This window comes from Bacillus nitratireducens (assembly GCF_036320425.1).
Lineage (GTDB): Bacteria > Bacillota > Bacilli > Bacillales > Bacillaceae_G > Bacillus_A > Bacillus_A nitratireducens.
In genome coordinates this window covers 110,815-135,735 of the sequence record NZ_JAUMJO010000010.1, presented here as the reverse complement: position 1 = coordinate 135,735, position 24,921 = coordinate 110,815, and the positions used below count along the sequence as shown (strand labels likewise).

The following is a 24,921-nucleotide window of genomic DNA, read 5'->3' as shown; positions in this document are numbered from 1 at the left end:
AAGGGGAGCGCGAAATGATGAAAAAAATATACACACTCGAGAAATGTGTAGCTTTTAAGGATATACGACGAATATTGATTGTTTCTGAGATCAGAGAAGATGTTGTAAGGAAGTTAGAAGAAAATCATAAGAAGAATGAAAAGGAAGATGTATTTTACGATTTCAAGGTATGTGTTAACGGAAAAGTTAAATGGAGGTATACGTTTTATAAAGGTGATGAGGTTAAATTTTAGTTTTTAATAAAAACGCTATTTTAGTAGAAAACATTTAAAAGGACCCACATTGAGGGGGTGGGTCCTTTTAATAAAAATAAGCATATAGAGATTAACTATATATTACCAAAAATGGAGTGTATTATCTATGTGTTAGTTGTTGAGAAAGATTTTAATAAAAACTACATTCGGTACAATAAAGTAGCCAGCTTAATTAGCTAACCACTTATTGTACAAAAGAAACTAGGCCCTACAAGTAATGTTTCATGAACTGTAACTTAAAGTTACAGTTTTAGTATAAACGGGCTTGGAAATATTATGTGGAATGAAGGAAACTTAATAAAAATTTCATTTTGTAGAAATAAAAAAGCCCTGCACACAGGGCGTATAAAAAAATACCTTAGTAATAACGACGATTAGGGGGACGTATTAGCTAAGGTATCTGTATAGATAATTGCATACTAAGTATGCAATCAGGAGCATTGTTGAATGTATTGGGTTATTCAACACGTTCAGAATAACACGAAATTTCTGCTAATTCATCCGGTAAATTTATCCTAAAAATATTCGGTAGGATTTTTAGGTCTAAAATATGTTCATAAATTATAACAAAAGCGTTATTTTGTAAGTATCAAAAAAGAGCACCTTGTATAGGTGCCAGAATTGAGTGTGCAATGATCAAGATAATTACTTACCACCATTTTATTTATATGTTTCAAATGAAAAAGCAGAACAAAATAGTTATTTGAATAAGAACTGAAACCGACAAGTGAAATATTAATTGCATCTTGAAATGTGTACGTAACTTCTGCAGAGCTGAGCGGATCGATAAATATAAGGATATGTACCAATCATAATTCCGAGGACTATTCGCCTGAACAGCTCCGTACCTGTCACAGTCGAAATTAAGATCCAACTGTGACGGATATCTAACTTATATTATTGAGGAGACAGGCCGGAAGGATGCTACGGTATTGTTGTAGGGATCCAAACGGACCTGCGCGCTTGCCCCAGCATTTGCGAGTGCAGTCACGGCATTCAAGATAGCAGTTCTGCTACCAGATATGAAGGCTGTGCTATAGTTCGCGATTAGGGGATGAACGTGATGTTGATTGAGAACTTCTTGATGATAAATTGTTTTCATCGTGACGTTTAGGGGATGAACGTGGTATTGATTGAGAACTACTGGATGATAAATTGTTCTCATCGTGACGTTCGCTGTCAGCGTGAAGCCTTCTAGAGTGATGCCGGTCAGCGAAGTCCCATTAAATGAAGTGAGTTTGACTGTAAGCATGTGACGTTTTTTTATATTTATTCCTCCTTTATTATTAGACTCAATTTATTTTATGCTTGTCCAGCAATTTAGTGTGGACACTTGCATCATAATAAGTTGAAGGATATTTGAGATTATATTTTGACAAGGCGCGGAGATTAAAAGCAGGAAGTTGAACAAAAACGCTATTTTGTATGTAAATGTAAGAGCACTTCGGAAAGTGCTCTTCTGTAACGACTATCCACTCTAAAAGAAAGGAAGCCATATATCATATGAATTTATTTTTACTTAAGTGTGTGTCTTTTGTATAAAAATTTCATTTTGTAGAAAAGGGGAATGGATAACTGATGGATTACGAATTATTTGAAGAAATGAAGCCGTATATCGAAAATGCTGTTGAAGATAAGAAGAATCTAAAGAAGTAATTAAAACTTTAGCTAACTTAATTGAGCATGTTGCTGAGTTCTATATAGATGATACGAAATAAAAGAGCAGCTAGCAAAAGCTAACTGCTCATCTCCAAGGGGGAACTGGGAGAAAGGCTAGGGACTTCATTAAATGGGTTATGGCTGTCGCCTATCTATATTATTGACGGAATATTTAATTTTATTCAGGAGGTAGATGAAAATGAAGGTAGGTATATTTTTGATTGGTGAGTGCGTGAAGACTTACGATTATGCAGATGTTCTTGAAGCGTATGAAGATGCTAAAGCTATGACAGAAGAAACAGATCTTATTCATGAAGTGAAAGTAATTTACGGATAAAACCCAATAAAATAATCCTTTGAATAGAAAGTGAGGTTAAAAGAATGGAAGGTAGCGTAAAGCTATTAGGTGCAGATGGAATGTGCGGAATGGAGTTTACAGGAAATAAGGTCAATGTTTATAACGATGAAGGATATGTAATAGAGAGTATGACAACGAGGGAGCATGTTCAGGAAGTAATTGATTTTCTTGAGGGCTGCAAGAAAGAAATGGAGGAATAATAAATGGGACAAGGAAACCGTGGAATGGCTTTTGAAAAGCTTATCAATCTATCGAATGAAATGTATCAAAGAGGGGGGTGGTGCTTATAAACAAGCGTCCAACTCCTGTGAAGGTGTTAAAAATGGTTTATGGTCGTGTAAGAGATGGTTATTACGAATCTAAAAGTACAGTAGATTATGACGGCGTGTATAAGGGATAGGCTATAGCGTTTGAAGCAAAGTCTACAAATGAGATAAATCGATTTGATCTAAAGAACATTGCGCAGCATCAATTGGATTATCTAGAGACAGCGGAGAAGATGGGGGCAATTTATTTCTTCCTAATTGGGTTTAGTAAGGACCAGTCAGTATTCGCGGTACCGCTATCAGTCATTCAATCGTATGTAAGGATGTCACAACAGCCAAAAGGCAAGAAGTCGATACCGAGAGCGGATTTTGATATTTATGGGTATTTAGTAGATAAGACAGAACGAGCACCGGTTGATTACTTACAATACATCGTTGAAGCAGTAACTCCAGTTATGTTTGATGACATGATTCAATTTGATCAGGACCTTAAAAAGGTAGCAAATAACATTGAAGCAGCGAAAGAGAGAATGACCAACAAGAAACGAAAATTATTAAAGGCTTAATGGATAGCGGAACAATGCGCAATAGTGTGGTGAGGGCTATGTTAATGCGCGATGTTCCCTTATTCAACAAAGAGATAGTAAAATTTCACGTACCTAATGTAATGTTAAAAAGACAAATTCAGAAATAGGGGGATTCCTTCATGGAGAGACAATTAACTTTATTACCGGCTATCGATGATAAGAAAGTACAAAAGGAAGTAGTAAGCGTATTAAAGGAATACAGAGCACTCAAGATGCGATTCAGTAATGATGTGGAACAAGAAGGAATTAGTTTATTCCCTGAGTTACGTAATTCTAGAAACACAAGTAAGTGGAAGGTGCAGCAGGTTGAGAAGGTGCTGAATAACTTACTAGATGAAGATGAACGGAATATCGTTGAGCGTAAGTTCCTAACTAACGAGAGAGTAAAGGAGGTTCTGGTGCGAAAACTTCAAGATAATTGCAGGTAATCTCTAAATCTTGGACATACTGATACTATTACTCTAAAAAAGGTGCGTGATTAGTATGGAAAAGCGAAATTTATTCAAGTGGAAGCATTATCATCATGATATTATTTTGCAAACAGTAAGATGGTACCTACGGTACAACTTGAGCTTTCGTGATTTGGTGGAAATGATGGAGGAACGGGGCTTATCCGTTTCTCATACAACGATTATGCGTTGGGTTCATCAGTATGATCCTGAATTAGACAAAAGAATCCGTCGTCATCTCAAGCAAACCAATGACTCTTGGAGAGTCGATGAAACATATATCAAAATAAAAAGTCAATGGATGTACCTGTATCGTGCTGTCGATTCGAAAGGAAATACCATCGATTTTTACCTAAGCAAGGCAAGAAACCACAAGGCTGCAAAGCGATTCTTCAAGAAAGCTTTGCAGTCTTTTCATATTTCTGAGCCTCGTGTCGTGACAGTAGATAAGAATCCAGCTTATCCTATAGCAGTTGAAGAATTGAGAAAAGAAAAAAAGATGCCATTAGGCATCCAACTAAGGCAAGTGAAATATCTCAATAACATAGTGGAACAAGATCATCGGTTTATTAAAAAGCGAGTTCGTTCGATGTTAGGATTGAAATCCTTTCGCACAGCTACATCCATTCTTTCTGGAATAGAAGCTATGCATATGGTGAAAAAAGAGCAACTTGTTTTATTGGACAAGTCTGTCCAAAATCAAGTGAAGTTCATCCATCAATTATTTGGAATTGCTGCTTAAGACTAGATTCCACTAGGAAACTTTTCGCATCTTTACATCTTTCCTAAGTATTTGCACCAGAACCACACAAATGAACTACTTCCAAACGATAAAATCGAGCAATTTGTATAGAATTATCGTTTGGGGGTAGTTCAAAAGTTTTTTAGTTAATATGTAAAATGGATATTGTATTTAATGAAGCGCCCTGTAAACAGGGTGCTTTTTCAATTATATCCTACTCATCCAATTGGAGAATCAACATACTATTTTAAGTAAAGAAAAAAAGATGGATACCATCTCTATTACGTTTATTAATTTAGAAACAATAAATATGCACTTTAATGGATACTTATTGCATTTTAGGGGGGATATAAGATATCATCTTTTTTAAATAAATAAAATATAAAACACTAAACGAACTTTAAAAATTACACCTAAATTAAAGGAGATTACGAAATGAATACAATCATGATTGTAGAAGATGATATGAAAATCGCTGAATTACTGGGAGCTCATATAAAAAAATATGGATACCAAAGTGTTATTATAGAGGATTTTGAAAATATCTTAGAAATATTTCAAGAGATAAAACCAGATTTAGTGATATTAGATGTAAATTTACCTAATTTTGACGGTTATTATTGGTGTCGCCAAATACGAGCTATTTCTACTTGTCCAATTGTATTTTTATCTGCAAGGAGTGGAGAGATGGATCAAGTTATGGCTTTAGAAAATGGTGGTGATGACTACATTACGAAACCTTTTTATTATGAAGTTGTAATGTCTAAAATCCGTAGTCAACTCAGGAGAGCATACGGTGAATATGCTCCTAAAGTAAAAGAACGAATAGTTGAGCAATCAGGATTATTCCTGTTCCCAGAAAGAATGGAACTTCAACTAGAAGATAAGACAATTATACTTACTAGAAAAGAAACAACTTTATTGGAAATATTGATAACAAAGTCTCCACTCCTTGTAAAACGTGAAGTGATTTTAGAACAACTATGGGATAGTTCATATATAGATGAGAATACATTGAGTGTAAATATAGGAAGAATTAGAAGGAAATTGCAAGATTTAGGTATTGAAAACGCACTGGAGACAGTTCGTGGTGCTGGATATCGTTTGCATGCTACTTGGGAGAGGGAAGGAAAGGAATAATGAAATTATTTTTAAAAGAACATATTCCACTCATTTGTTATACATTTGCCCAATTGCTTATCATCCTTTTTATATATTGGTTTGATGGTTATCCACATGTTTTGACAGCATTATATTCTGTATTTTTAGGTGTTTTTTTATTAATGGGTTATTTAATATATCGTTATTATAGTCATCGTTCATTCTACAAGCGTCTATCAACACCAATGGAAACGTTAAATGAATCAATAAAAGATAGTGATTCGACTCCGTTATCAATGGCCTTAGAAACATTACTACAAACTCAATATCAATATTATCAAAACCAATTAAAAAAATGGGAACGAAAACAACAAGAACAAATGACTTTTATGAATCAATGGGTTCATCAAATGAAAACACCTCTTTCTGTTATTGAGTTAATTACACAAGATGCAGATGACTCTCAATTTGACAGTATTAATGAAGAAACGGAAAGAATCAAAAAAGGATTAGAAATGGTCTTATATGTTGCTCGTTTAGAAACATTTGAACAGGATTTTCATGTAGAACGATTGCAATTATTGGGAATGCTTGATTCTGTTATTCATGAAAATAAACGTCTGTTTATACGTAGTTATGTGTATCCAGAAGTAAAAGTAGATCCGAGTCTTATTGTAGAAACAGACAAGAAATGGTTTCGATTTATACTCAATCAAGTACTGTCAAATGCAATTAAATATTCATCAAGTAAGAAAGGGAAAGTAATAGTATCGGCGTATTCAAAAGGACGAGCAATTATTTTGGAAGTAAGAGATTATGGAGTGGGTATTCCTACTGCTGATTTACTACGTGTTTTTAATCTATTTTATACTGGAGAAAATGGTAGGAAATTCAAAGAGTCTACAGGAATGGGATTATATCTTGTTAAAGAAGTATGTGAAAAATTAAATCATAAGATTGAGCTAGAATCTGAGGTTGGTAAGGGAACGAAAGTTAGAATCGTATTCCCGTATGCCTCTCGTTAACCGATGAAAGAAAGATTATTCATCGGATTTTTCTTTTGAATCTTACAAACTTGTTAGATAAATGTTAGGGAAATCGATAGGGGACATACTAAATATAGGTTACACTTCATGTATCGAAAAGAGAAATGGAAGGTGAAATACTTGTGGTGATACTACATGTTTCAGATTTAGGGAAGGTTTATCCTGGGAAAATTTCTTATACAGCATTATCCCATATTGATTTAAAAATAAACAAAGGTGAATTTGTAGGAATTATGGGACCATCTGGGAGTGGTAAAACAACGCTATTAAATATGGTTTCTACTATAGATGCTCCAACATCAGGAGAAGTATTAATTCATGGAGAAAATCCATATCTGTTATCTCCAGATCAGTTGTCTTTATTTCGAAGACGTGAATTAGGGTTTGTTTTTCAATCATTTAATCTCCTTAATACACTGACAGTGAAAGAAAATATTGTTCTTCCACTTACGCTTGATGGTGTAAGTCCTACAGAAATGGAAGGGAAAGTGGAAGCTATTACTGAAAAATTAGGGATAACTGAAATATTAGATAAACGTACGTATGAAATTTCTGGTGGACAGGCACAAAGAACAGCAATCGCACGAGCTACTATTCATAATCCGAAATTATTACTTGCGGATGAGCCTACAGGAAATCTGGATTCAAAATCTGCTAGTGATGTGATGGAATTATTGACAAAGCTTAATAAAGAAAATAGCACAACGATGATGTTAGTGACACATGATGCAATGGCTGCAAGTTATTGTGATCGAATTGTGTTTATCAAAGATGGACAGTTATACAATGAGATTTATTGTGGAGATAATCGCAAAGTATTCTATCAAAAAATTCTAGAGGTTTTAGCATTATTAGGAGGAAATGCAAATGACTTTTCGACAGTTCGCATTTAATAACGTCATTCGAAGTAAACGAACATATTTGGCTCATTTTTTAAGTAGTACGTTTGCTATTATGATTTTCTTTACTTATGCATTACTTGCATTTCATCCTAATTTACAAGGCGATCTTGCTGCCAGTATAACAATCAATACATTTGCAAAGTCAGGATTACAGATATCGCAGGGGTTAATATTTTTCTTCTCATTCTTCTTTATCCTATATTCTGTAAGTGCATTTTTAAAAACAAGAAAAAAAGATTTTGGAATTCTAATGCTACATGGGATGTCGCGTTCACAGTTGAATAAATTAGTATTTATTGAAAATATAATAATTGGTATCGCTTCTATTTTAACAGGAATTACAATTGGAATGGCGTTCTCTAAGTTTATCTTAATTATGAGCAACAATCTGTTAATGATTGATAAAGGACTCCCATTTTACATGCCATTTAAAGCAATTGGGATAACATTTGGAGCGTTCTTATTACTATTTTTATTTATTTCACTTTTCACTTCTCGACTAGTAAATGTAGAGCAATTAGTAGAATTAATAAAAGCAGAAGAAAAGCCAAAGCCTGAACCAAAAGCATCTCTGTGGGTATCTTTGTTCGCACTAATTTGTATTGGATTAGGATATACAGCTGTTTTCCATAGTGTTAACGCAATTCATTACAAGGATGTGAAATATGTATTATTCATGATGGCGACAGGGGTGAGCTTTGTTGTACTTGGTACATACTTCTTATTTACACAGCTTAGTGTGTATGTGTTACGTGCATTAAAGAAGAGAGAAAATATTTTCTTTAAAAAAACAAACATATTAACCCTCTCAGATTTAGTGTATCAATTAAAAGATAATGCAAAAATGTTTTTTATGGTAACTATTATTTCTGCCGTTGCCTTCACTGCAGTGGGAACTTGTATGGGATTAAGTAACTCATCCATGGCTGAATCGGATAGCCCCTTTGCATTTACTTATAAGTCTTATAATAATAATCCTTTAGAAAAAGTGCATCTAAAAAAAATAGAAAGCGAACTCAATAATGGTGGGTTTAAATTCAAACAAGTAGCTTATTCAATAAAACAAATTAGGGATACCATTTATGACAGTAATGTTTTATTAAGTGTTATAAAAATAAGTGATTATAATAAGTTAGCTGAGGCATTTGGTTTTGAAAAAGAAAGCTTAAAAGATGAAAATGATAGTTTTGTCATACCATCAAGAAAAGTTACTAATACAAAATCTAATCAAAATAACTTTCAATTGTTGCATGGAAATATAAAAAAAGCTATGCATGTAAATAAAATACTAACGCCAAAAGAACTACAAGATACAAACACAACGACAATTATTATTCCGGATACTGTATATAATCAAATGATTGTGGATCCAGAGAGTCACTACGGTCAATTCACTATCAATGGTTTTGTTGTGAAAGATTGGGAGAAAACAAAAAAAGTTGCTGAAAAAATCTTGGCTTCCTTACAGAAAGGGAATAAAGATATAAATGATCCTAGGGTATACAACGAATCATATCAATTTTCGGCTTTAATTTTTACGTGGATAGCTATGAAGCAAAGTTTTGGACTTGTATCTGTCATGAGTGTATTAATAGGAATTGTTTTCTTTACGTTTGCGGCAAGCTTTTTATATTTCCGATTATACACAGACTTAGAACGAAATCAGCAGCAATATAAAATGATAGCAAAAGTTGGTTTAAGTAAACCAGAATTAAAGAAAATTGTATCACGACAACTGGCATTGTTATTCTTTTTACCAATTATAGTTGCTATTACACATAGTGCGGTTGCTTTTATGGCCTTACAAAATTTAGCCGCTTTTTCAGTCTTGGGTAGTTCAACTATGGTATTGATTTGTTTCTTAGTTATGCAAATTATATACTTTTACTTTGTTCGTTCCCAATACTTGAAAAAAATGTATAAAATGATTTTTTAATTCAAATATAATTAAAAGAAGGAGAATATAGGTTGAAAAAAAGAATTGGATTATTAATAGTAGCTAGTATTTCGATTACCATGTTAGGAGCATGTTCATTATTGGGTGCAAAAAATTCCCCGGCAAATGGAATTTCAATAGAAGTAGGAGCGATAAACGAACAAACAAGAAACTCTATAATTGACTCATACAAAGATATAACAAGCTCACAAGACCTTTATCAATTAAAAGAAGGGACTATAGATAATAACAAGCTCGACATAAAGCTACCGACTAATTTTGTGGATTCTATGGATACTGCTACTAGTAATTTACTATTTATTAGTAGAACAACTGCTGAAAAAATGAATAAAAAGGGACTTATACGTGAAAGGGATAATAACGAGGGGCTCCTATCTTCAGACCCTCTTGACTCGTTACCAAAAATAGAAAAAGATGCAACTATCATATTTGCAAATAAAGAATATAAAGACTTGAAAGAACTAACATTCGATAAGAAAAAAATGAATGTTCAATACAAAGGGGATGTATGGCTATCTCCATATCGTGGTGGATCCAACAAAATCCTATTAATTGTAGATGATACATTATTTAAAGAAATAAATGGGAAAGAAAAAACTAGACAGATTCTATCTTTTAATAAATCTTTTGGGAATCTTAATTTAGTCAATCAAGGGAAAGCACCAGAATTAAGTAAGGAAATAGATAAAGTGAATATGGCTTTAGGCACTGAGGACAGGAGTGCCGTTAATTTTGTAAATATTAAAGAAGAATAAACAAATATATCCATATAGAACAGAAAAAGTAAAAGTCTATTAAACGAGGAATGAAAGTTCAGTTGTTAATTTTTTTAAATATGATTATTTTACGGACACAAATAAGTGGATCAGATTTTTTAGTTATAATAAAAAATCTGATCCACTTTTGAAATTATAACTATCATCTAAATTTATACACTTGTTTTTTGTGTCTAAACCTACAATTTTCTCGCAATGATATGGTGACCCCTAATAGAATATTATATTTTCAAGGGGTTGATGGATTAAAAACTGGATTTAAAGATACAGTAGGTTACTGTTTTTCAGGAACAGCAAAAGAAGATGGTAAAAGGATGATTTCTGTTGTAATGGTGACTAGTAATGGTTCTCAGCGTTTTATAGAAACTAAGAAACTATTCTCATATGGATTTGATAAGTTTTATATACCTTTTCTTTAATAGGGTTGCGGTACAAACTGGCTTGATTTTTTTGTAAATGTGGAACAAATGTATTACTTAGATTGTCTATTAATTGTAATCCTGAAAAATATGAAATTACGGATTATTTCGAAAGGAGAAAGGGTATTAAAAATGGAGATGTGTGTGGAAATACAGAGTGTTAGTCTTAAAAGTGTAAAATCTATATAGCTGAATCATTACAGGTAAACGAAAAAAAACTGAGAAAACTAAACTTGCAAATCATGCGATTCATCGAGAATTCGCTCAATTCAAGAAAAAGCTTGACGCTAGACTGGGTGCCTATATTATTGATACCGATACCGTACAAATCGGTAAGCGACTGTCCGATTTAATGAGCGTTTTCACCTATATGGTTTTGGTTACAGGAGTAGTACTAAAGTAAAATTCAATTGACAAACTTGATGAATTTAAAATCTTTACGAAAGATGACTTAGTTGAATATTCACTAATCATAAAAATATTTGGATATCGGTATGACTCTTGAAAAATTTGCAGGGACCACTATTCGTTAATGTAATAAAGCAGCAGGAGACTGATTGATTCGTGTTAGCGCCTAAAAGATTGAGATGATATGGTTTATTTAAAAATAATTCTAATGTCTTATATGTATATAGGATTTGATAACACTGTCTATTTTTTGGCGGATTATGTTAGAATAACGTTTTTTTGAGTACAAGATATTGGAGGTAACAGAAGTGAAAGGTATGTTTTGCAAGAGATTCATTGCAATAGTAACTGTGCTTACACTATTTTTTAGCATGTTTGTTACATATGTAAGTGTATCAGCAGAAACAGGATCTGCTTTGAATATTGAAGCAGGTGCAGCAATATTAGTAGAAGCAGATTCCGGGAAAATTTTGTATCAAAAAAATGCGGATGAACTATTAGCGATTGCTAGTATGACAAAAATGATGAGTGAGTACTTAGTTAGTGAAGCTATAGCTAAAGGGAAACTTAAGTGGGATCAGAAAATTAAAGTTTCTAAATACGCACACGAAGTTTCACAAGATCGCTCATTATCAAATGTGCCCCTAGAAAACGGTGGTTATTATACGGTAAGAGAACTATACGAGGCAATGGCAATTTGCTCTGCCAATGGTGCGACAATTGCTTTAGCTGAAGCAATTGCTGGAAAAGAAGTCAATTTCGTAAAAATGATGAACGATAAGTCGAAAGAATTTGGATTGGAAAATTATAAATTTGTAAACTCTACAGGCTTAACGAACATTGACTTAAAAGGACAGCATCCTGAAGGGTCAACTCCAGATGACAAAAATAAAATGTCTGCAAGAGATTGTGCGATTTTAGCACAACGTCTAATTCAAGATTTTCCGCAAATATTAGAAACAGCAAAAGTTCCGAAAAAAACATTCCAAAAGAGCGGCAAGTATCCAATTGATATGGCGAACTCGAACTGGATGTTAAAAGGTTTAATTAAGCAATACGAAGGTGTAGATGGCTTGAAAACAGGAACAACTCCAGAAGCCGGAGACTGTTTCACTGGCACAGTAGAAAGAAACGGTATGCGTCTTATCTCTGTAGTGATTAAAACAAAATCTCATACAGCACGTTTTGATGAAACAAAGAAATTATATGATTATGGATTTGCAAATTTTGAAGTGAAGAAGGCCTATGAAAAAGATTCAGCAGTAAAAGGGCATGAAACAGTGCGGGTAGAAAATGCAAAAGATAGAGATGTAGCGGTTCAAATAAAGCAAGATGTTTCACTTCCGATGCCAAAGGGTAGCATAGACGTTTATAAAAAAGAATTTAAAGTATCGAATAAAGAACAAGAAGCGCCTATTAAAAAAGGTGTAACAATTAGTCAAATGATTATAGCGCCTAATGATAGTACAGATCCTGGATTCTTATCAGGTAAATCATTACAAGTAGACCTTGTAACAAAATCTGAAGTAGAACAAGCTAATTGGTTTACACGTTTTATGCACGAAATCGGTTCTTTCTTTAGCGGAAAATAAAGACAACTCTTATTTTTAATGCATATTCATAAGAAGCACGTCACCCTCTCTTTTTAATGTTGAAAAATGGTAAAATACTTTTGGTCTTAAGAAAAGAAACAAAATCAATTTTCGTTCAAATAAACTATAACACTCTTAAAACACTTCTTATCCTTAAAAATGAGCATGCCAAATAAACCTAAATAGGTATCGTTTTTAAAGATTATGCAGCCTTCTTTTGTTTTCTAAGTCCACTATACTTATAGACAACACCTATGAGTATAGTGGACTGTTTTCTTCTCATATCGATGAGATTTTCGCCCATTTTTTTGTAGTAGGTGGAATAGAAGGATTAGAATTTCTGTTAAATCAAGGGTTACAACCTTAGCGTACAGAGCGCACAAAATGTTGATGCTATCCATTCATATAGTTTATTGATATTTACTTGTAGGAATGAAAAAATTGGAATGTATTTAAATATGAATAGAATTATTATAGAGAAATGCTATTAAAGAAAGGAATTTCATAGAATGGGAAATATATTAAATGTAAAAAGAATAATAGTCACAATAGTGGCTATTATTGCAATCGCAATTGGGTATTTTATGTTTCAATCAATTACTTCACCAGCTAGAGCAGTAGCCAGCCAAGTAAATGCAGTACACCTTGCAGGTGAACAGTCGAAAGTGGAGATGAATAAGGCTGCACCAGTTCAATTTAATGGTCAAGTGAGGAAAATTGCTTATCTTACATTTGATGATGGTCCAGGAAAATATACAGCTGAATTGTTAAATATATTAAAACAAAATGATACGAAAGCAACTTTTTTCTTAATTGGTGCAAATGTAAAGCAGTATCCTGATTTAGTAAAACGTGAAAAAGCAGAAGGGCACTATGTAGGTATGCATAGTATGACACACAATTCCAAGAAGTTATATACAAATGGCGAGTATGTCAATGAAATGAAAGAAGATCAGGGGTTAATAGCAAATATTATTGGTGAATCGCCAAAACTAACACGCCCTCCATATGGTTCTTCGCCTGGATTAAATGAAGCACTTCGAAATAAGGTTGTAGAAAGTGGTTTAAGAGTTTGGGATTGGACGATAGATACTTCAGACTGGAGATATGGTAACATGCCAGTGGATGCTGCTGCGGCAAAAATTGCTGAAAGTGTAATTACAGGTGCAACAAAGCCAAAAGAGATTATTTTAATGCATGATATTCATCCACAATCTATTGCAGCAATACCAGCAATTATAAAAGGATTAAAAGAAAAGGGGTATGAATTTGAAGCTTATGATGAGAATAATCATTTTCCAATAAACTTCTGGCATGATAATCGTATATAGCATAGGAAGAAATGAAGTTGACTTATAAAAAAAGAGTTCTGTTGCATATACTTCAAAAACACTTGTAAAATTCGAATCTTCTTACAATTTTTTTTGAAAATGCAGGCGTAATATCTCGTTATAATTCTTTGTCGAATGGTTGTAATTCATCTTGAATCATGGGATTCATAAAAAGCGTTTTTCTTTTTAATCTAGCTTATTTAGAAAGAATAACGTTTTTTTGGTACTTAGGCGTAGTTAATATTCTTAAGTTGATGGGCATAGGCTACCGCCACATGCCCATCAAGCTAAAAATGGATTTTCTATGAAATTCCATTTTTTTTTGTTGTGCCACTATTACCGTTTCTGTTTCGTTATCAGATAAGCTCAAATTTCTTCCTCATCTTAAAGTGGAACAAATTTATTACTTAAATTGTCTATTTAGTACACTTTTTAAATATGAATATATTTCTTAAAGTGACTTCAATAATTTTAAGTAAATCAACAGGAGAATTGAAAGGCAGGAGAATATAGCATGTCAGAAAATTATCGTTCTCGAGAGGAGCGACGACAAGTTAAAAAGAAAAAACAGCCAGCAGCTAAAAAACAAAAATCAAAAGGCAAAACATCATTTTTTCGTAAGTTTTTAATTAGTTGTTTATTAGTTGGTATTGTAGGGTTAGTCACAGGGGTTGCTACTTTTTTCGTTATGATCAAGGATGCGCCAAAACTCGAGAAAGCAAAACTTGTTAATCCGTTATCCTCAAAAATTTATGATAAAGATGGGAAATTGATATATGAATATGGGAAAGAAAAACGAACGAATATTATGTATGGTCAAATTCCTAAGTTAGTAGAAAATGCGTTTTTAGCGACAGAAGATGCACGTTTTTACGAGCACAGTGGCGTAGATTTTAAAGGTACTGCACGTGCAGTTTTAGTCAGCCTAAAAGGGGATTACGGCTCTCAAGGTGGAAGTACGATTACGCAGCAAGTTATTAAAAATTATTTCTTATCGATGGAAAAAACGTCAAAGAGAAAGGCACAAGAAATATATTTAGCGTATAAGCTAGAACAACAGTATTCAAAACATGAAATTTTAGAAATGTATTTAAATAAAGTTTACTTAGGTAACCGTTCATACGGAATTGCAACAGCAGTACAAAATTACTATGGTAAGGAATTGAGAGATTTAACACTACCAGAAGTTGCAATGCTTGCTGGCTTAATGAAAGCGCCTAATAACTATGATCCAACGAAAGAACAAAATATCAAAAAAGCAACAGAAAGAAGAAATGTTGTACTTCAATTAATGAATCGACATGGTTATATTACAAAAAAGGAAATGGAAGACGCATCAAAAATTCCAGTAACAGAAGGACTTAAGAAAGCAACTGAACAAAAAGAAATGCCATATCCTGCTTTTATGGATGCGGTTGTGAAAGAAGTTGAAAAAGAATTGCCAGATGCAAATATTGGATCTGACGGTTTAGAAATTTATACAACATTAGATCCAAAGGCACAGGATTTTGCGGACAAGCTTTTAAATAGCGGTATTATTAATTATCCAAATGAGAAATTCCAAGGGGCTTTCACATTTATGGATACGAAAACAGGAGAAGTACGTGCAATTGGTAGTGGACGTGGTGAAAATAAAGCTGTTTTTAAAGGACATAATATTGCAATTGAATTAAATCGCTCAGCAGGCTCCACGATGAAACCAATTTTTGATTACGCTCCTGCAATTGAATATTTAAAATGGGCTACTTACCATCAAATTGATGACTCTCCATATAAGTATTCAACAGGACAAGAAGTTAGAAATGCAGATAGAAAGCATTTAGGACCAATTACAATGCGTGATGCATTGAAAACTTCCCGAAATATCCCGGCTATTAAAACTGCAAAAGAGGTAGGAATTAATAAATCAAAAGCTTTTTCTGAAAAGCTAGGTATTACATTTAATGTAGCACCGACCGAATCAACAGCGATTGGTACAAATGAAGCGTCACCAACTGAAATTGCAGGCGCTTATGCGGCATTTGGTAATGATGGTAAGTATACGAAACCACATTTTGTTAAGAAAATCGTTTATCCAGATGGTAAATCAAAAAAATTTGAGCCAAAGCCAAAACGAGTTATGAAGGATTCTACAGCATATATGATTACTGATATGCTTCGTACTTTTGTTTCATCCGGTTTGGGTACAACAGCTAATATAGGTTATTTAGATATAGCGGGTAAAACAGGTACAACAAACTATTCTTTAGAACAAATAGCACAATATAATTTACCAGAAAGTGCAACTCGTGATAGTTGGTTTGCTGGTTATACACCACAATATACGATGGCAGTATGGACCGGATATACAAAGGATAGTAAAGATGATTATATTAGTAGTAAAAATACGAAAATTGCTCAATTGATTTTTAAAGAAATGATGAGTAAGTTTACTACAGATAAATCGCAATTTAAAATGCCTAACAGTGTGGTTCAAGAAGGTAGCGAATTACGTATTAAAGGTGAGAAGCGTGATTCTTCTCTAAATACGAAAATAGCAAATACAACTGAACAGCCGAGTGAAAATAAGCAAAAAGAAAAGCAAAAGAAACAAGAAGAATTAAAGAAACCAGAAGATCAAAAGCAAAGTGAGCCAAACAGTGGTAGTGGCGAAGGAAATACAAAGCCGCCAAACAGTGGTAGTGGCGAAGGAAATACAAAGCCGCCAAACAGTGGTAGTGGCGAAGGAAATACAAAGCCGCCAAACAGTGGTAGTGGCGAAGGAAATACAAAGCCGCCAAACAACGGTAGTGGCGAAGGAAATACAAAGCCACCAAACAATGGTAGTGGCGAAGGAAATACAAAGCCGCCAAACAGTGGTAGTGGCGAAGGAAATACAAAGCCGCCAAACAACGGTAGTGGCGAAGGAAATACAAAGCCACCAAACAATGGTAGTGGTGAAGGAAATACAAAGCTGCCAAACAATGGTAGTGACCAAGGAAATAAAGCACTGCCAAACAATGGGGAGGGCCATGGAACGCCAATGCAACCAGGTAATGATGAGAATACAGGAGAGGGTCCAGCCGATAATGGATAATAAGTAATATGAAGAAATCGTTGGTTTTATTTTTAAAATAACGTTTGATCAAAAATACCTTACAAACCCATATTTTAAAATAAACAAAAAAAACCCGCTATTTGATTTTTAGAAATCAAATAGCGGGGTTTTTTTATATGAATTGAATATATAATGGCGTTGAAAAGAAGGAGTAAAAGGGAATTCTAGTACACAGAGAATCGTTCCATTGGCTGAGAGAACGAATGCTAGAACTCTTTGAAGGTAGTCTTGGAGCTTTGCTTTTGAAAGAGTAAGATAGTTGAGTAGAAAGCAACGGTTAGGTTCTCGTTATCGAACTATAGTTATATGACTTATTGAGTCTATTTACCTTGAGGAAATAGAGAAGCTAGCTTGAAATAAAAGTTGCTCTAAACTTTAGATAATATACAGTTATAGTCTTACTTGATGTAAAAAACTTCAGCAACTATACTATTATCCATAATAAAATTATAGTAAACTAAATGGTGGATCCTGTTCATAATAAAGGGTTTAATAAATTATATCTTTTGTTATTTTAAATAAGGTAATTAGAAATTTTAATAATAGAAAATAGAATAAGTTAAGTAATAAAAAAAGTGTAGACAGGTTTTATTTCTACACTTTTTTATATAACAAATTTATTGCTGTTATAAATTTGTTATATAAGATTTTACAGCTTTTAATAAGAATTCTTCCTGTCCTATACCAGCAGCCGCAGCCATTTGAATTACTTTTTGCTTAAATTCATGATCCGCATGAAAAGTTAATGGCTCTACATTACTTTTAAAGTAAATCCCTTGTACATGTGGAAGCATTGTGCCGGATTTCATATGAGAATGTAAGTATTTAATTTCTTCTTGAAATTGCAATGGATTTACTTGTAATAAGAAAGGTTTAATTTCTAATTTGATAGTATCTGATGAAATACTCAATCGCATATTTGTGACACCTAGCTCTTTATAAAATAAGTTTATTAGATTATAAGTGATGGAATTAAATAGTTGAGGTTTTTTAAATGAAAAAGATAAATACCCTCGTTTCGTAATTACCGCGTGTTTATGGAAAGCTTCAAAGGAATAATCATGGTCCTTATAAGTGGATAGAGGGATAATTTCTTCGTCCTCTGTAAGAATCTTTCCATCTGATCCATTGATCTCTATTATCCGAGCCGTTTTTCCAGTATGTTGATGTGTTAATAATTGATATAAATACATATCTTCATCTTGAATCTTAGTAATGAATGTCTTTCGTTCTTTTGATGTCGTTTTTTCATAAGTAAGTTGAAAAGTTTCAAGGTCGCCTTTATTAATGATATATACTTCTTTTCCGCGTTTTTCAATCTTTGAAGCAGGTAATTTTCCAGATTTGATATATGTAAAGACTGTAGATGGTGCTACATTAAGAATTTCAGCTGCTTCTTTTGTGCTATAGCCCTCAACCTCTTCGACATTTTTTAAACGTTCAATATCCTCTAAATAGAAAATCTTACTACCGAATTGCTTCCAGTTATCTTTATATACACATTCTATTAATCCATCTTTTTCTTTCTTTAAAATTGTTTGTACCGTTACTCCTAATAAGTCGGCTGCTTCTTTTGTCGTTACAGTAGGTTTTGTAATAAATAATAAATCTTGTGTCATGAAAAGACACCTCCATAACTATTGATTGCTAATATTTTAGATATATATATATCATATCAGAATCTGATTAATATTTAAAATAAGAACTAGGTTTTATTAAACCTTATATACATTTTTGTATTTTATAAATTTCTATAAAATATTTTATATATTAATAGATTTTTAATTGTGTTTTATTTGTATCTGTCTAATAAAAATTATTTTATTGACTTTTAAACAATATCTATTTACTAATAAATTATAAAAAAATATAGTTATAGGTAAATGAGGAAGAATATAGCGTTCTTACAGAAAGAAAATGAATTATCATTTGTATAATTAATAGAAGTAAAATAAAATGATAAGTAAAGGTAATAAAAAGAATTGTATTCATAATCTTTAATAGGAGAGGTGAATTCGAAGTATGGATAAACAAAATGAAAAAGAGAACTTACCTATAATAAATAATCAAAGTGAAAATATAGATACATATGTAGAAAACATAAGAGATATGGTTCCATTTCTGCATAATAATCGCTATGTAGATAAAGTAGAAGAGAAGATTGAGGTTGCAGAAAAAGAGGGGAAGAGTAAATATACGTATTTAAGTGATCTGGAAGCCATTTATCATTTCGTACATTTACAAAAAGATATGGATGAGAATAAGAATAGAAAAGGGGATACGAAAAAGAGTTATGTTTCTGAAATCTTATCATTTTGTCAGTGCATAGTGCAGCATGCAGAAGAATTCGAATTGAATGGGGAAGAGATACAGCAAAATGACTCGTTATTGAAAACATTACAGCCTTGGCATATTCGTAAATATAATGCTTGGTTGAAGCAGGTAGAGAACGGTAGGAATGGGGATACGTACGCGGTGGCAACACTTGCAAAAAAATCAGTACTTATTCGTTCTTTTTTAAAACACCTTCATGTATTTGCTTATATTGAAAGACCTCTTCATGAAGAAATACAGCGCGCAAATGTAAATGAACAGGATCGGCCAAATCGGGACCTATCCTATGATGAAGTGATGAAAATTTTAGGGTTTTATAAAGAACAAGGTCATTTAGTAAACTATACAATTTTACTAGCTCTAGCAAGTACCGGTGCAAGAATTCAAGAATTGTGCACCGCGAGAGTGAAAGGTTTATATTATGACGGAAAGTATTGGTTAAGGGTTCAGGGGAAAGGGGATAAAGTACGTGAACTTTTCATTTCTGAACATTTATTCCAATGTATTTGTGAAATGAGACGGAGAAGAGGGTTCCAAACTATATTGGATCGAGGAGATGAAAGTCCTTTATTTATAAATCAAAGAGGGAACTTTTATAATTCAAAAACGTTATCGAACCAGGTAACGGATATGATAAAGAAGACCAATTTAGAGTTTCTGCAGTATCGTGAGAACCCAGTAACAGCGCATACATTCCGTCATGCATTTGCAATCATGGCTGTTGAGCAAGGAAACGCGGATCTATATCATTTAATGCAAACGCTGGGTCACGAAAATATCCAAACAACAAAAATCTATTTAGAGAAACATATGAAACGTAAGAATAATGTGGGTACTTCATTTGCGGATATGCTGCAATGAATAAAATAGAAGAAAATAGTTATCTCATGCATAAAATATCATAATTAAGCACATGTTATATACAAATATAGTGGAGGTGCAATTATGAATATTCAAAGACACGAAAGTAATTCAAATGAAATTCTTGTTTCTGCCGCTGCAAGTGCAATAGAGCAAATGAAGTATGAAATTGCTCGTGAATTAGGAGTCACATTGGGACCTGATACATCAGCTCGAGCAAATGGATCTGTCGGTGGAGAAATTACCAAACGCTTAGTTCGAATGGCTGGAGAACAGTTAACAGGTCAATACAAATTACACTAAGTTAAAGTAGTAAATAAGAAGAATCCATAATAAAATGGATTCTTCTTCCTTTAAATTACAAAAAAATCAAAAATAAAAACGAGAAGTTAAAAAACGACATCTCAGATTCCTTTGTAACATTGTTAATTAATAATGTTAATACAATAAGTGCATAATCTGTTTGAGCGTTATACAAATGACATAAAGGGCGTTAAACGCAATGTTTGTTTATTTCGCAATTTCAAGTTCATAAAATTTAGCTGATTTATTAAATTCCCATTCCTTACTATCTATTGATTGTTAGTTAAATCAATAATTATCCTCGAACAATTAAATATTTCTAAGTTCTAACCTATGTAAATAATTTATTAAAGAAATTTGATAATTTGAGTGGGTACTTCCTTTTATAATTCAACGCGCTATGCATATTAGGGGAAGTTGATTTAATAGAATAGTTAATATTTTTTTATTATATATTAAGATTATAATTTAAACTTTAGTATGTTTTGTAATAAAACTACTTTAAAGTAGTGGATATTGCCAAATTATTTCTTTAAGTTAAGATAATAAAAAGAAGTTCCTTTTTTCTGAAAAATGTATATTAATGCACAATTAATTATTAATATCAGAAAGTGATTTTATATTTTATTAATGTATTCCTTTCCATCTATATTAATTTCTTATTACAACAGCTTGCCCCGTCAAAATAAGATGTTCCAATAAAGGACAATATAAGTATCTTTATAATGATTTTCCAATATAATCAAGGTGTTTATGAAAGAAACTCTGTGTTATTTTTGCTTTTCTACTAACTAATACAGCTTCAAACAAAGGACACAATTGCTACATACTAAGTGCAATTTATTACCCATTCAAGATTCTGTTTATTCAATCTTTCTAAAAATAAAAAAACATTAAACTCATAAATATACAAGTTATAATGAGGGCGTCGAGAGATAGTTTATTACCTCTAGATAAACTATCAAACCTAGTATTGGTGCAAAAATACTAAAGACCTTACAAGTAATTTTCTTAAATTGGACATACAAAGGATGTGTAATCAGAAAGGAAATTTATTCAACACCAAAAGAAAACGCTGTCAATACAATCTTATTTTGAATTAATTATTCTAATAACTTAGGTTCAAATGTAATTAAAAATCATAAATCATGGGGGTGCTTATATGAACATAAATGTAGCATCTATTAAAGAAAAAAAGGTTGTTAAATACAAAAGTTGTTTTGATGTAATTGGGCCGATAATGATAGGTCCTTCGAGTTCACATACGGCAGGGGCCTTGGCTATTGGAACAGTTGCCAATAAATTATTTCAAGGCCTTCCAAAAAAAGTCGTGGTAAGGTATTATGAATCATTTGCTGAAACCCATAAAGGACATGGAACTGATTTTGCGATTATTGCTGGGATATTAGGATTTGCAGCCGATGACAGCAAAGTGCCAGATGCTATTAAAATAGCAGAATCTAAAGGAATCGACATTACCTTTATTGAAAAAACGGGTGATAGTCCTGCTGATCATCCAAATACGGCAGATGTATATTTGGAGGATGAAAGTCGAAGTATTAGAACGATAGGTATTTCTGTCGGCGGTGGATTAATTGAAATCAAACATGTTGAAATTGACGGATTTAGTTTAGATCTGCAGGGGCCATTACCAGTTATTATTGCAATTTCCGAAAGAGCTGACTTTGAATTTGTTTTACGCAGGATTTTTAAACAATATGATGTAGAAATTAATAACTTTCATAGTTTAGAAGAAAATAGGAAATATTTATATGCATTCGCATTGGATTCGCTATTGCCTGGTAATGTCCAGGAGGAATTAGGAAATTTAAGTAATATAGCTAAGCTCATTATTCTTTAGTTACATTAAGGAGTGAAAAAATATGTATATGGCCATAAAAGAAATTGTGGATGCAACTAATAAAAGCCAAAAGACAATATATGAATTAGCAATTGAACAGGAAATTAAACAAACTAAATCTACTTATGAAGAAGTTTGGAGTAAAATGGAACGAAATTTAGTGACTATGCAAAATGCTATAAATAAAAGTATCGAGGGCGACGGTGTATTTTCTCCAACTGGTTTAACCGGAGGAGATGCTGTTAAAATTAAAAACTATAGAGAAAATAGGAAAACCCTTTCTGGAGATTTGATGGTGTTAGGGATCCAAAGTGCTATCGGTGTTAATGAAGTAAATGCTGCATTAGGAGCTATTTGTGCAACTCCAACAGCAGGTGCGAGTGGGACGATTCCGGGAGTCCTATTTAGTATTAAAGATACGTTGGAGTTAAGCCATGAAGATATGATTCATTTTCTATTTACTTCAGCGTTATTTGGAACAATAGTCGCAAACAACGCTTGTATTTCAGGAGCGTACGGAGGATGTCAAGCTGAAGTAGGCAGTGCCTCAGCAATGGCAGCTGCAGCTGCGGTAGAAGCTGCAGGTGGAACGCCACAGCAATCTTCTGAAGCTTTTTCGATTGCATTACAAAATTTACTCGGTTTAGTTTGTGATCCGGTCGCTGGTTTAGTAGAAATTCCTTGTGTAAAGAGAAACGCCATTGGAACGGCAAATGCTTTAGCAGCAGCGGACATCGCATTAGCCGGCGTAAACAATATCATCAATGCTGATGAAGTTATTGAAGCAATGTATAGAGTTGGAAGACAGATGCCTCGCGAACTAAGAGAGACAGGTTTAGGTGGAATTGCAGCTACACCTACAGGGATTGCAATTAAAAATAAAATCTTTGGAGAGAAACATTTAAATCAATGAACAATTATCGGGTATATTGTGAAAAAGTTAACAATCTATTCTCTATTGCTTGCCTAAGGATGTCTGTATATTGAGGGAATTACTAATAAAATATACTACTATACAATTAGGATATTTTGTAATCGGTAACAACCCCGTCAGGTTGATGCTTCGCTAATTTTTTGATTTAGATTAACTTAGAAGAAGGATATATGATGTGGCGCACTTTATAAGCAATTCATTTTTCAAGAACGGTCTATATTCCGATGCCTAAAATAGAGAAGTAAGAATAGGAAACTAGGAGGAATTATTATATGAATGGGAATACTGCAAAAAACATAGAATTTCAAGTTGATAATACTGCAGTAAAAAATGAGAACTATCTAGACCCTAAAAAGTGGCATAAACAGGATACTACCTGGGCATTGAGTCTATTTGGAACAGCAATTGGAGCAGGAGTACTCTTCTTACCTATTAATGCAGGTTCAGGTGGTTTGTTATCATTGCTGTTAATTACTATACTTGCATATCCTGTTATGTATTACTCACATAGGGCGCTTGCTAAAATGATATACGCTTCTAATTCTGCCGAAGAGGGGATTACAGGTACAATAAGAGAGTATTTCGGAAATAAAGCAAGTATCATTTTTAACATTGTATATTTCGTCTCAATTTATACGATCGTGCTGATGTATTCGGTTGCACTTACAAATACAGCAAGTAGTTTTATTGTGCATCAATTGCACATGCCAGAACCTCCAAGGGCTATTTTATCACTTGTATTAGTTCTTGGTCTTATCGCTATACTGAATTTTGGTCAAGATATTACTGTAAAGATAATGAGCATGCTAGTATATCCTTTCATTGTTTCTCTACTTTTTATCGCAATATCTTTAATTCCACAGTGGAATACGTCAATGCTAAGTTTTTCAAGTGTTTCTACTGCTTCAACTGGAACAGGATATTTTGGAACAATATGGATGATACTACCAATCATAGTATTCTCGTTTAATCATTCTCCTATGATTTCGTCATTCGTTATAAAACAGAGAGCTACCTATGGAATAGATGCTACTGATGCCAAGTGTGCTCAAATACAAAAAGTTTGTTATATCATGACATTCGCTGTTGTTATGTTCTTTGTTTGGAGCAGTACTTTAAGTTTGACTCCAGATGATCTTAAGGTGGCAAAAGAACAGAACTTGTCAATCCTATCATATCTTGCTAATGAGCTTAATTCGCCAATAATTACTATTGCGGCTCCTATCATTGCGTTTGTGGCTATTACAAAATCTTTCCTTGGCCATTATATAGGAGCGTATGAGGTAATGCGTGACATGATTATCAAGTCCGGTAAAAAACGTGGGAAAGATATAGGAGAAAAAACAGTTAAGACAATGATTCTTACTTTTGTCGTATTAACATGCTGGTATGTTGCTTATACAAATCCAAGTATTCTTGGAATCATTGATGCCCTTAGCGGTCCGTTAGTTGCTGCTATCTTATGTCTATTACCAATGTATGCAATTCGTAAAGTGCCTGTACTAGCTAAATATAGAGGGAAAATGAGCAATGTATTTGTCATTGTTATAGGGATACTTACTGTTCTTGCAAGTATTAAGTCATTATTCTAGGTCACTATTGTTGGTTCTCATGCAAAAATAATGGGATATGAAAAAGGACGAAAGATTCCTAGAGGAATTGCAATTTATATTGTTGAATCAAA

The 24,921-nt window shown here is 33.1% G+C and carries 20 protein-coding genes and 1 pseudogene; 20 read left to right on the top strand and 1 reads right to left on the bottom strand.

Annotated features, from left to right (window positions below):
* Positions 1–14 precede the first annotated feature (14 nt).
* The 15 genes and pseudogenes from Q3V31_RS26945 to Q3V31_RS26870 all read left to right on the top strand — a co-directional run bounded on the left by Q3V31_RS26945 (position 15) and on the right by Q3V31_RS26870 (position 16,923).
* A complete protein-coding gene (locus tag Q3V31_RS26945) occupies positions 15–233 on the top strand; it encodes a hypothetical protein (protein WP_097884473.1) in 219 nt (72 codons plus the stop codon).
* A 1,879-nt stretch (positions 234–2,112) separates the two neighbouring features.
* Positions 2,113–2,250: a hypothetical protein gene (locus Q3V31_RS26940; RefSeq protein WP_170959318.1), complete on the top strand. Its 138-nt coding sequence runs from the start codon at positions 2,113–2,115 to the stop codon at positions 2,248–2,250.
* A 44-nt stretch (positions 2,251–2,294) separates the two neighbouring features.
* Positions 2,295–2,471 carry a hypothetical protein gene (locus tag Q3V31_RS26935; RefSeq protein WP_170959317.1) on the top strand — a complete coding sequence of 59 codons (177 nt, stop codon included), beginning with the start codon at positions 2,295–2,297 and terminating at the stop codon, positions 2,469–2,471.
* 3 nt (positions 2,472–2,474) lie between these two features.
* Positions 2,475–3,103 (top strand): annotated as a pseudogene (locus Q3V31_RS26930) (Holliday junction resolvase RecU).
* 140 nt (positions 3,104–3,243) lie between these two features.
* Complete coding sequence (locus Q3V31_RS26925; RefSeq protein WP_097872613.1) at positions 3,244–3,552, top strand: ArpU family phage packaging/lysis transcriptional regulator; 309 nt, start codon at positions 3,244–3,246, stop codon at positions 3,550–3,552.
* Positions 3,553–3,607: 55 nt separating this feature from the next.
* Complete coding sequence (locus tag Q3V31_RS26920; RefSeq protein WP_329767528.1) at positions 3,608–4,315, top strand: IS6 family transposase; 708 nt, start codon at positions 3,608–3,610, stop codon at positions 4,313–4,315.
* A gap of 435 nt (positions 4,316–4,750) precedes the next feature.
* Positions 4,751–5,455 carry a response regulator transcription factor gene (locus Q3V31_RS26915; protein ID WP_097872386.1) on the top strand — a complete coding sequence of 235 codons (705 nt, stop codon included), beginning with the start codon at positions 4,751–4,753 and terminating at the stop codon, positions 5,453–5,455.
* On the top strand, positions 5,455–6,441 hold the full coding sequence (locus Q3V31_RS26910) for a sensor histidine kinase (protein WP_097872385.1): 987 nt from the start codon (positions 5,455–5,457) through the stop codon (positions 6,439–6,441). Before Q3V31_RS26915 ends, Q3V31_RS26910 begins: the two co-directional genes overlap by 1 nt.
* A gap of 143 nt (positions 6,442–6,584) precedes the next feature.
* On the top strand, positions 6,585–7,355 hold the full coding sequence (locus Q3V31_RS26905) for an ABC transporter ATP-binding protein (protein ID WP_329767527.1): 771 nt from the start codon (positions 6,585–6,587) through the stop codon (positions 7,353–7,355).
* The gene (locus Q3V31_RS26900; protein WP_097872384.1) at positions 7,330–9,300 is read left to right on the top strand and encodes an FtsX-like permease family protein; all 1,971 of its coding nucleotides are present in this window, start codon (positions 7,330–7,332) and stop codon (positions 9,298–9,300) included. The genes Q3V31_RS26905 and Q3V31_RS26900 overlap by 26 nt, the downstream gene beginning before the upstream one ends.
* A 32-nt stretch (positions 9,301–9,332) precedes the next feature.
* A complete protein-coding gene (locus tag Q3V31_RS26895; RefSeq protein ID WP_097872383.1) occupies positions 9,333–10,076 on the top strand; it encodes a lipoprotein BA_5634 family protein in 744 nt (247 codons plus the stop codon).
* Between the two features lie 221 nt (positions 10,077–10,297).
* Positions 10,298–10,516 carry a hypothetical protein gene (locus Q3V31_RS26890; RefSeq protein ID WP_329767526.1) on the top strand — a complete coding sequence of 73 codons (219 nt, stop codon included), beginning with the start codon at positions 10,298–10,300 and terminating at the stop codon, positions 10,514–10,516.
* A gap of 716 nt (positions 10,517–11,232) precedes the next feature.
* Complete coding sequence (locus tag Q3V31_RS26885; protein WP_097872382.1) at positions 11,233–12,516, top strand: D-alanyl-D-alanine carboxypeptidase family protein; 1,284 nt, start codon at positions 11,233–11,235, stop codon at positions 12,514–12,516.
* 509 nt (positions 12,517–13,025) lie between these two features.
* Positions 13,026–13,847: a peptidoglycan-N-acetylglucosamine deacetylase gene (locus Q3V31_RS26875; protein ID WP_097872381.1), complete on the top strand. Its 822-nt coding sequence runs from the start codon at positions 13,026–13,028 to the stop codon at positions 13,845–13,847.
* A gap of 514 nt (positions 13,848–14,361) precedes the next feature.
* Positions 14,362–16,923 (top strand): PBP1A family penicillin-binding protein, encoded by a 2,562-nt coding sequence (locus Q3V31_RS26870; RefSeq protein ID WP_329767525.1) that lies wholly within the window; start codon positions 14,362–14,364, stop codon positions 16,921–16,923.
* Positions 16,924–17,570: 647 nt separating this feature from the next.
* Here the strand turns inward: Q3V31_RS26870 and Q3V31_RS26865 are convergent.
* Positions 17,571–18,563 carry a helix-turn-helix domain-containing protein gene (locus Q3V31_RS26865; protein WP_097884799.1) on the bottom strand — a complete coding sequence of 331 codons (993 nt, stop codon included), beginning with the start codon at positions 18,561–18,563 and terminating at the stop codon, positions 17,571–17,573.
* A 403-nt stretch (positions 18,564–18,966) separates the two neighbouring features.
* Between Q3V31_RS26865 and Q3V31_RS26860 the strand changes: the two genes are divergently transcribed.
* The 5 genes from Q3V31_RS26860 to Q3V31_RS26840 all read left to right on the top strand — a co-directional run bounded on the left by Q3V31_RS26860 (position 18,967) and on the right by Q3V31_RS26840 (position 24,829).
* The gene (locus Q3V31_RS26860; protein WP_097872378.1) at positions 18,967–20,139 is read left to right on the top strand and encodes a tyrosine-type recombinase/integrase; all 1,173 of its coding nucleotides are present in this window, start codon (positions 18,967–18,969) and stop codon (positions 20,137–20,139) included.
* Between the two features lie 84 nt (positions 20,140–20,223).
* A complete protein-coding gene (locus Q3V31_RS26855) occupies positions 20,224–20,442 on the top strand; it encodes an alpha/beta-type small acid-soluble spore protein (protein ID WP_001025751.1) in 219 nt (72 codons plus the stop codon).
* A gap of 1,162 nt (positions 20,443–21,604) precedes the next feature.
* Positions 21,605–22,303: an L-serine ammonia-lyase, iron-sulfur-dependent subunit beta gene (sdaAB, locus tag Q3V31_RS26850; RefSeq protein WP_001024893.1), complete on the top strand. Its 699-nt coding sequence runs from the start codon at positions 21,605–21,607 to the stop codon at positions 22,301–22,303.
* Between the two features lie 22 nt (positions 22,304–22,325).
* Complete coding sequence (gene sdaAA, locus Q3V31_RS26845) at positions 22,326–23,216, top strand: L-serine ammonia-lyase, iron-sulfur-dependent, subunit alpha (RefSeq protein WP_000281788.1); 891 nt, start codon at positions 22,326–22,328, stop codon at positions 23,214–23,216.
* A 293-nt stretch (positions 23,217–23,509) separates the two neighbouring features.
* A complete protein-coding gene (locus Q3V31_RS26840) occupies positions 23,510–24,829 on the top strand; it encodes an aromatic amino acid transport family protein (RefSeq protein ID WP_001014216.1) in 1,320 nt (439 codons plus the stop codon).
* Positions 24,830–24,921: the final 92 nt, after the last annotated feature.

Coding starts and splice junctions, on each gene's coding strand:
- Q3V31_RS26855 (WP_001025751.1), top strand. CDS start 20,224: ATGAATATTCAAAGACACGAAAGTAATTCAAATGAAATTCTTGTTTCT.
- Q3V31_RS26840 (WP_001014216.1), top strand. CDS start 23,510: ATGAATGGGAATACTGCAAAAAACATAGAATTTCAAGTTGATAATACT.
- Q3V31_RS26915 (WP_097872386.1), top strand. CDS start 4,751: ATGAATACAATCATGATTGTAGAAGATGATATGAAAATCGCTGAATTA.
- Q3V31_RS26925 (WP_097872613.1), top strand. CDS start 3,244: ATGGAGAGACAATTAACTTTATTACCGGCTATCGATGATAAGAAAGTA.
- Q3V31_RS26870 (WP_329767525.1), top strand. CDS start 14,362: ATGTCAGAAAATTATCGTTCTCGAGAGGAGCGACGACAAGTTAAAAAG.
- Q3V31_RS26920 (WP_329767528.1), top strand. CDS start 3,608: ATGGAAAAGCGAAATTTATTCAAGTGGAAGCATTATCATCATGATATT.
- Q3V31_RS26935 (WP_170959317.1), top strand. CDS start 2,295: ATGGAAGGTAGCGTAAAGCTATTAGGTGCAGATGGAATGTGCGGAATG.
- Q3V31_RS26945 (WP_097884473.1), top strand. CDS start 15: ATGATGAAAAAAATATACACACTCGAGAAATGTGTAGCTTTTAAGGAT.
- sdaAB (WP_001024893.1), top strand. CDS start 21,605: ATGAACATAAATGTAGCATCTATTAAAGAAAAAAAGGTTGTTAAATAC.
- Q3V31_RS26900 (WP_097872384.1), top strand. CDS start 7,330: ATGACTTTTCGACAGTTCGCATTTAATAACGTCATTCGAAGTAAACGA.
- Q3V31_RS26910 (WP_097872385.1), top strand. CDS start 5,455: ATGAAATTATTTTTAAAAGAACATATTCCACTCATTTGTTATACATTT.
- Q3V31_RS26865 (WP_097884799.1), bottom strand. CDS start 18,563: ATGACACAAGATTTATTATTTATTACAAAACCTACTGTAACGACAAAA.
- sdaAA (WP_000281788.1), top strand. CDS start 22,326: ATGTATATGGCCATAAAAGAAATTGTGGATGCAACTAATAAAAGCCAA.
- Q3V31_RS26890 (WP_329767526.1), top strand. CDS start 10,298: ATGGTGACCCCTAATAGAATATTATATTTTCAAGGGGTTGATGGATTA.
- Q3V31_RS26860 (WP_097872378.1), top strand. CDS start 18,967: ATGGATAAACAAAATGAAAAAGAGAACTTACCTATAATAAATAATCAA.
- Q3V31_RS26875 (WP_097872381.1), top strand. CDS start 13,026: ATGGGAAATATATTAAATGTAAAAAGAATAATAGTCACAATAGTGGCT.
- Q3V31_RS26940 (WP_170959318.1), top strand. CDS start 2,113: ATGAAGGTAGGTATATTTTTGATTGGTGAGTGCGTGAAGACTTACGAT.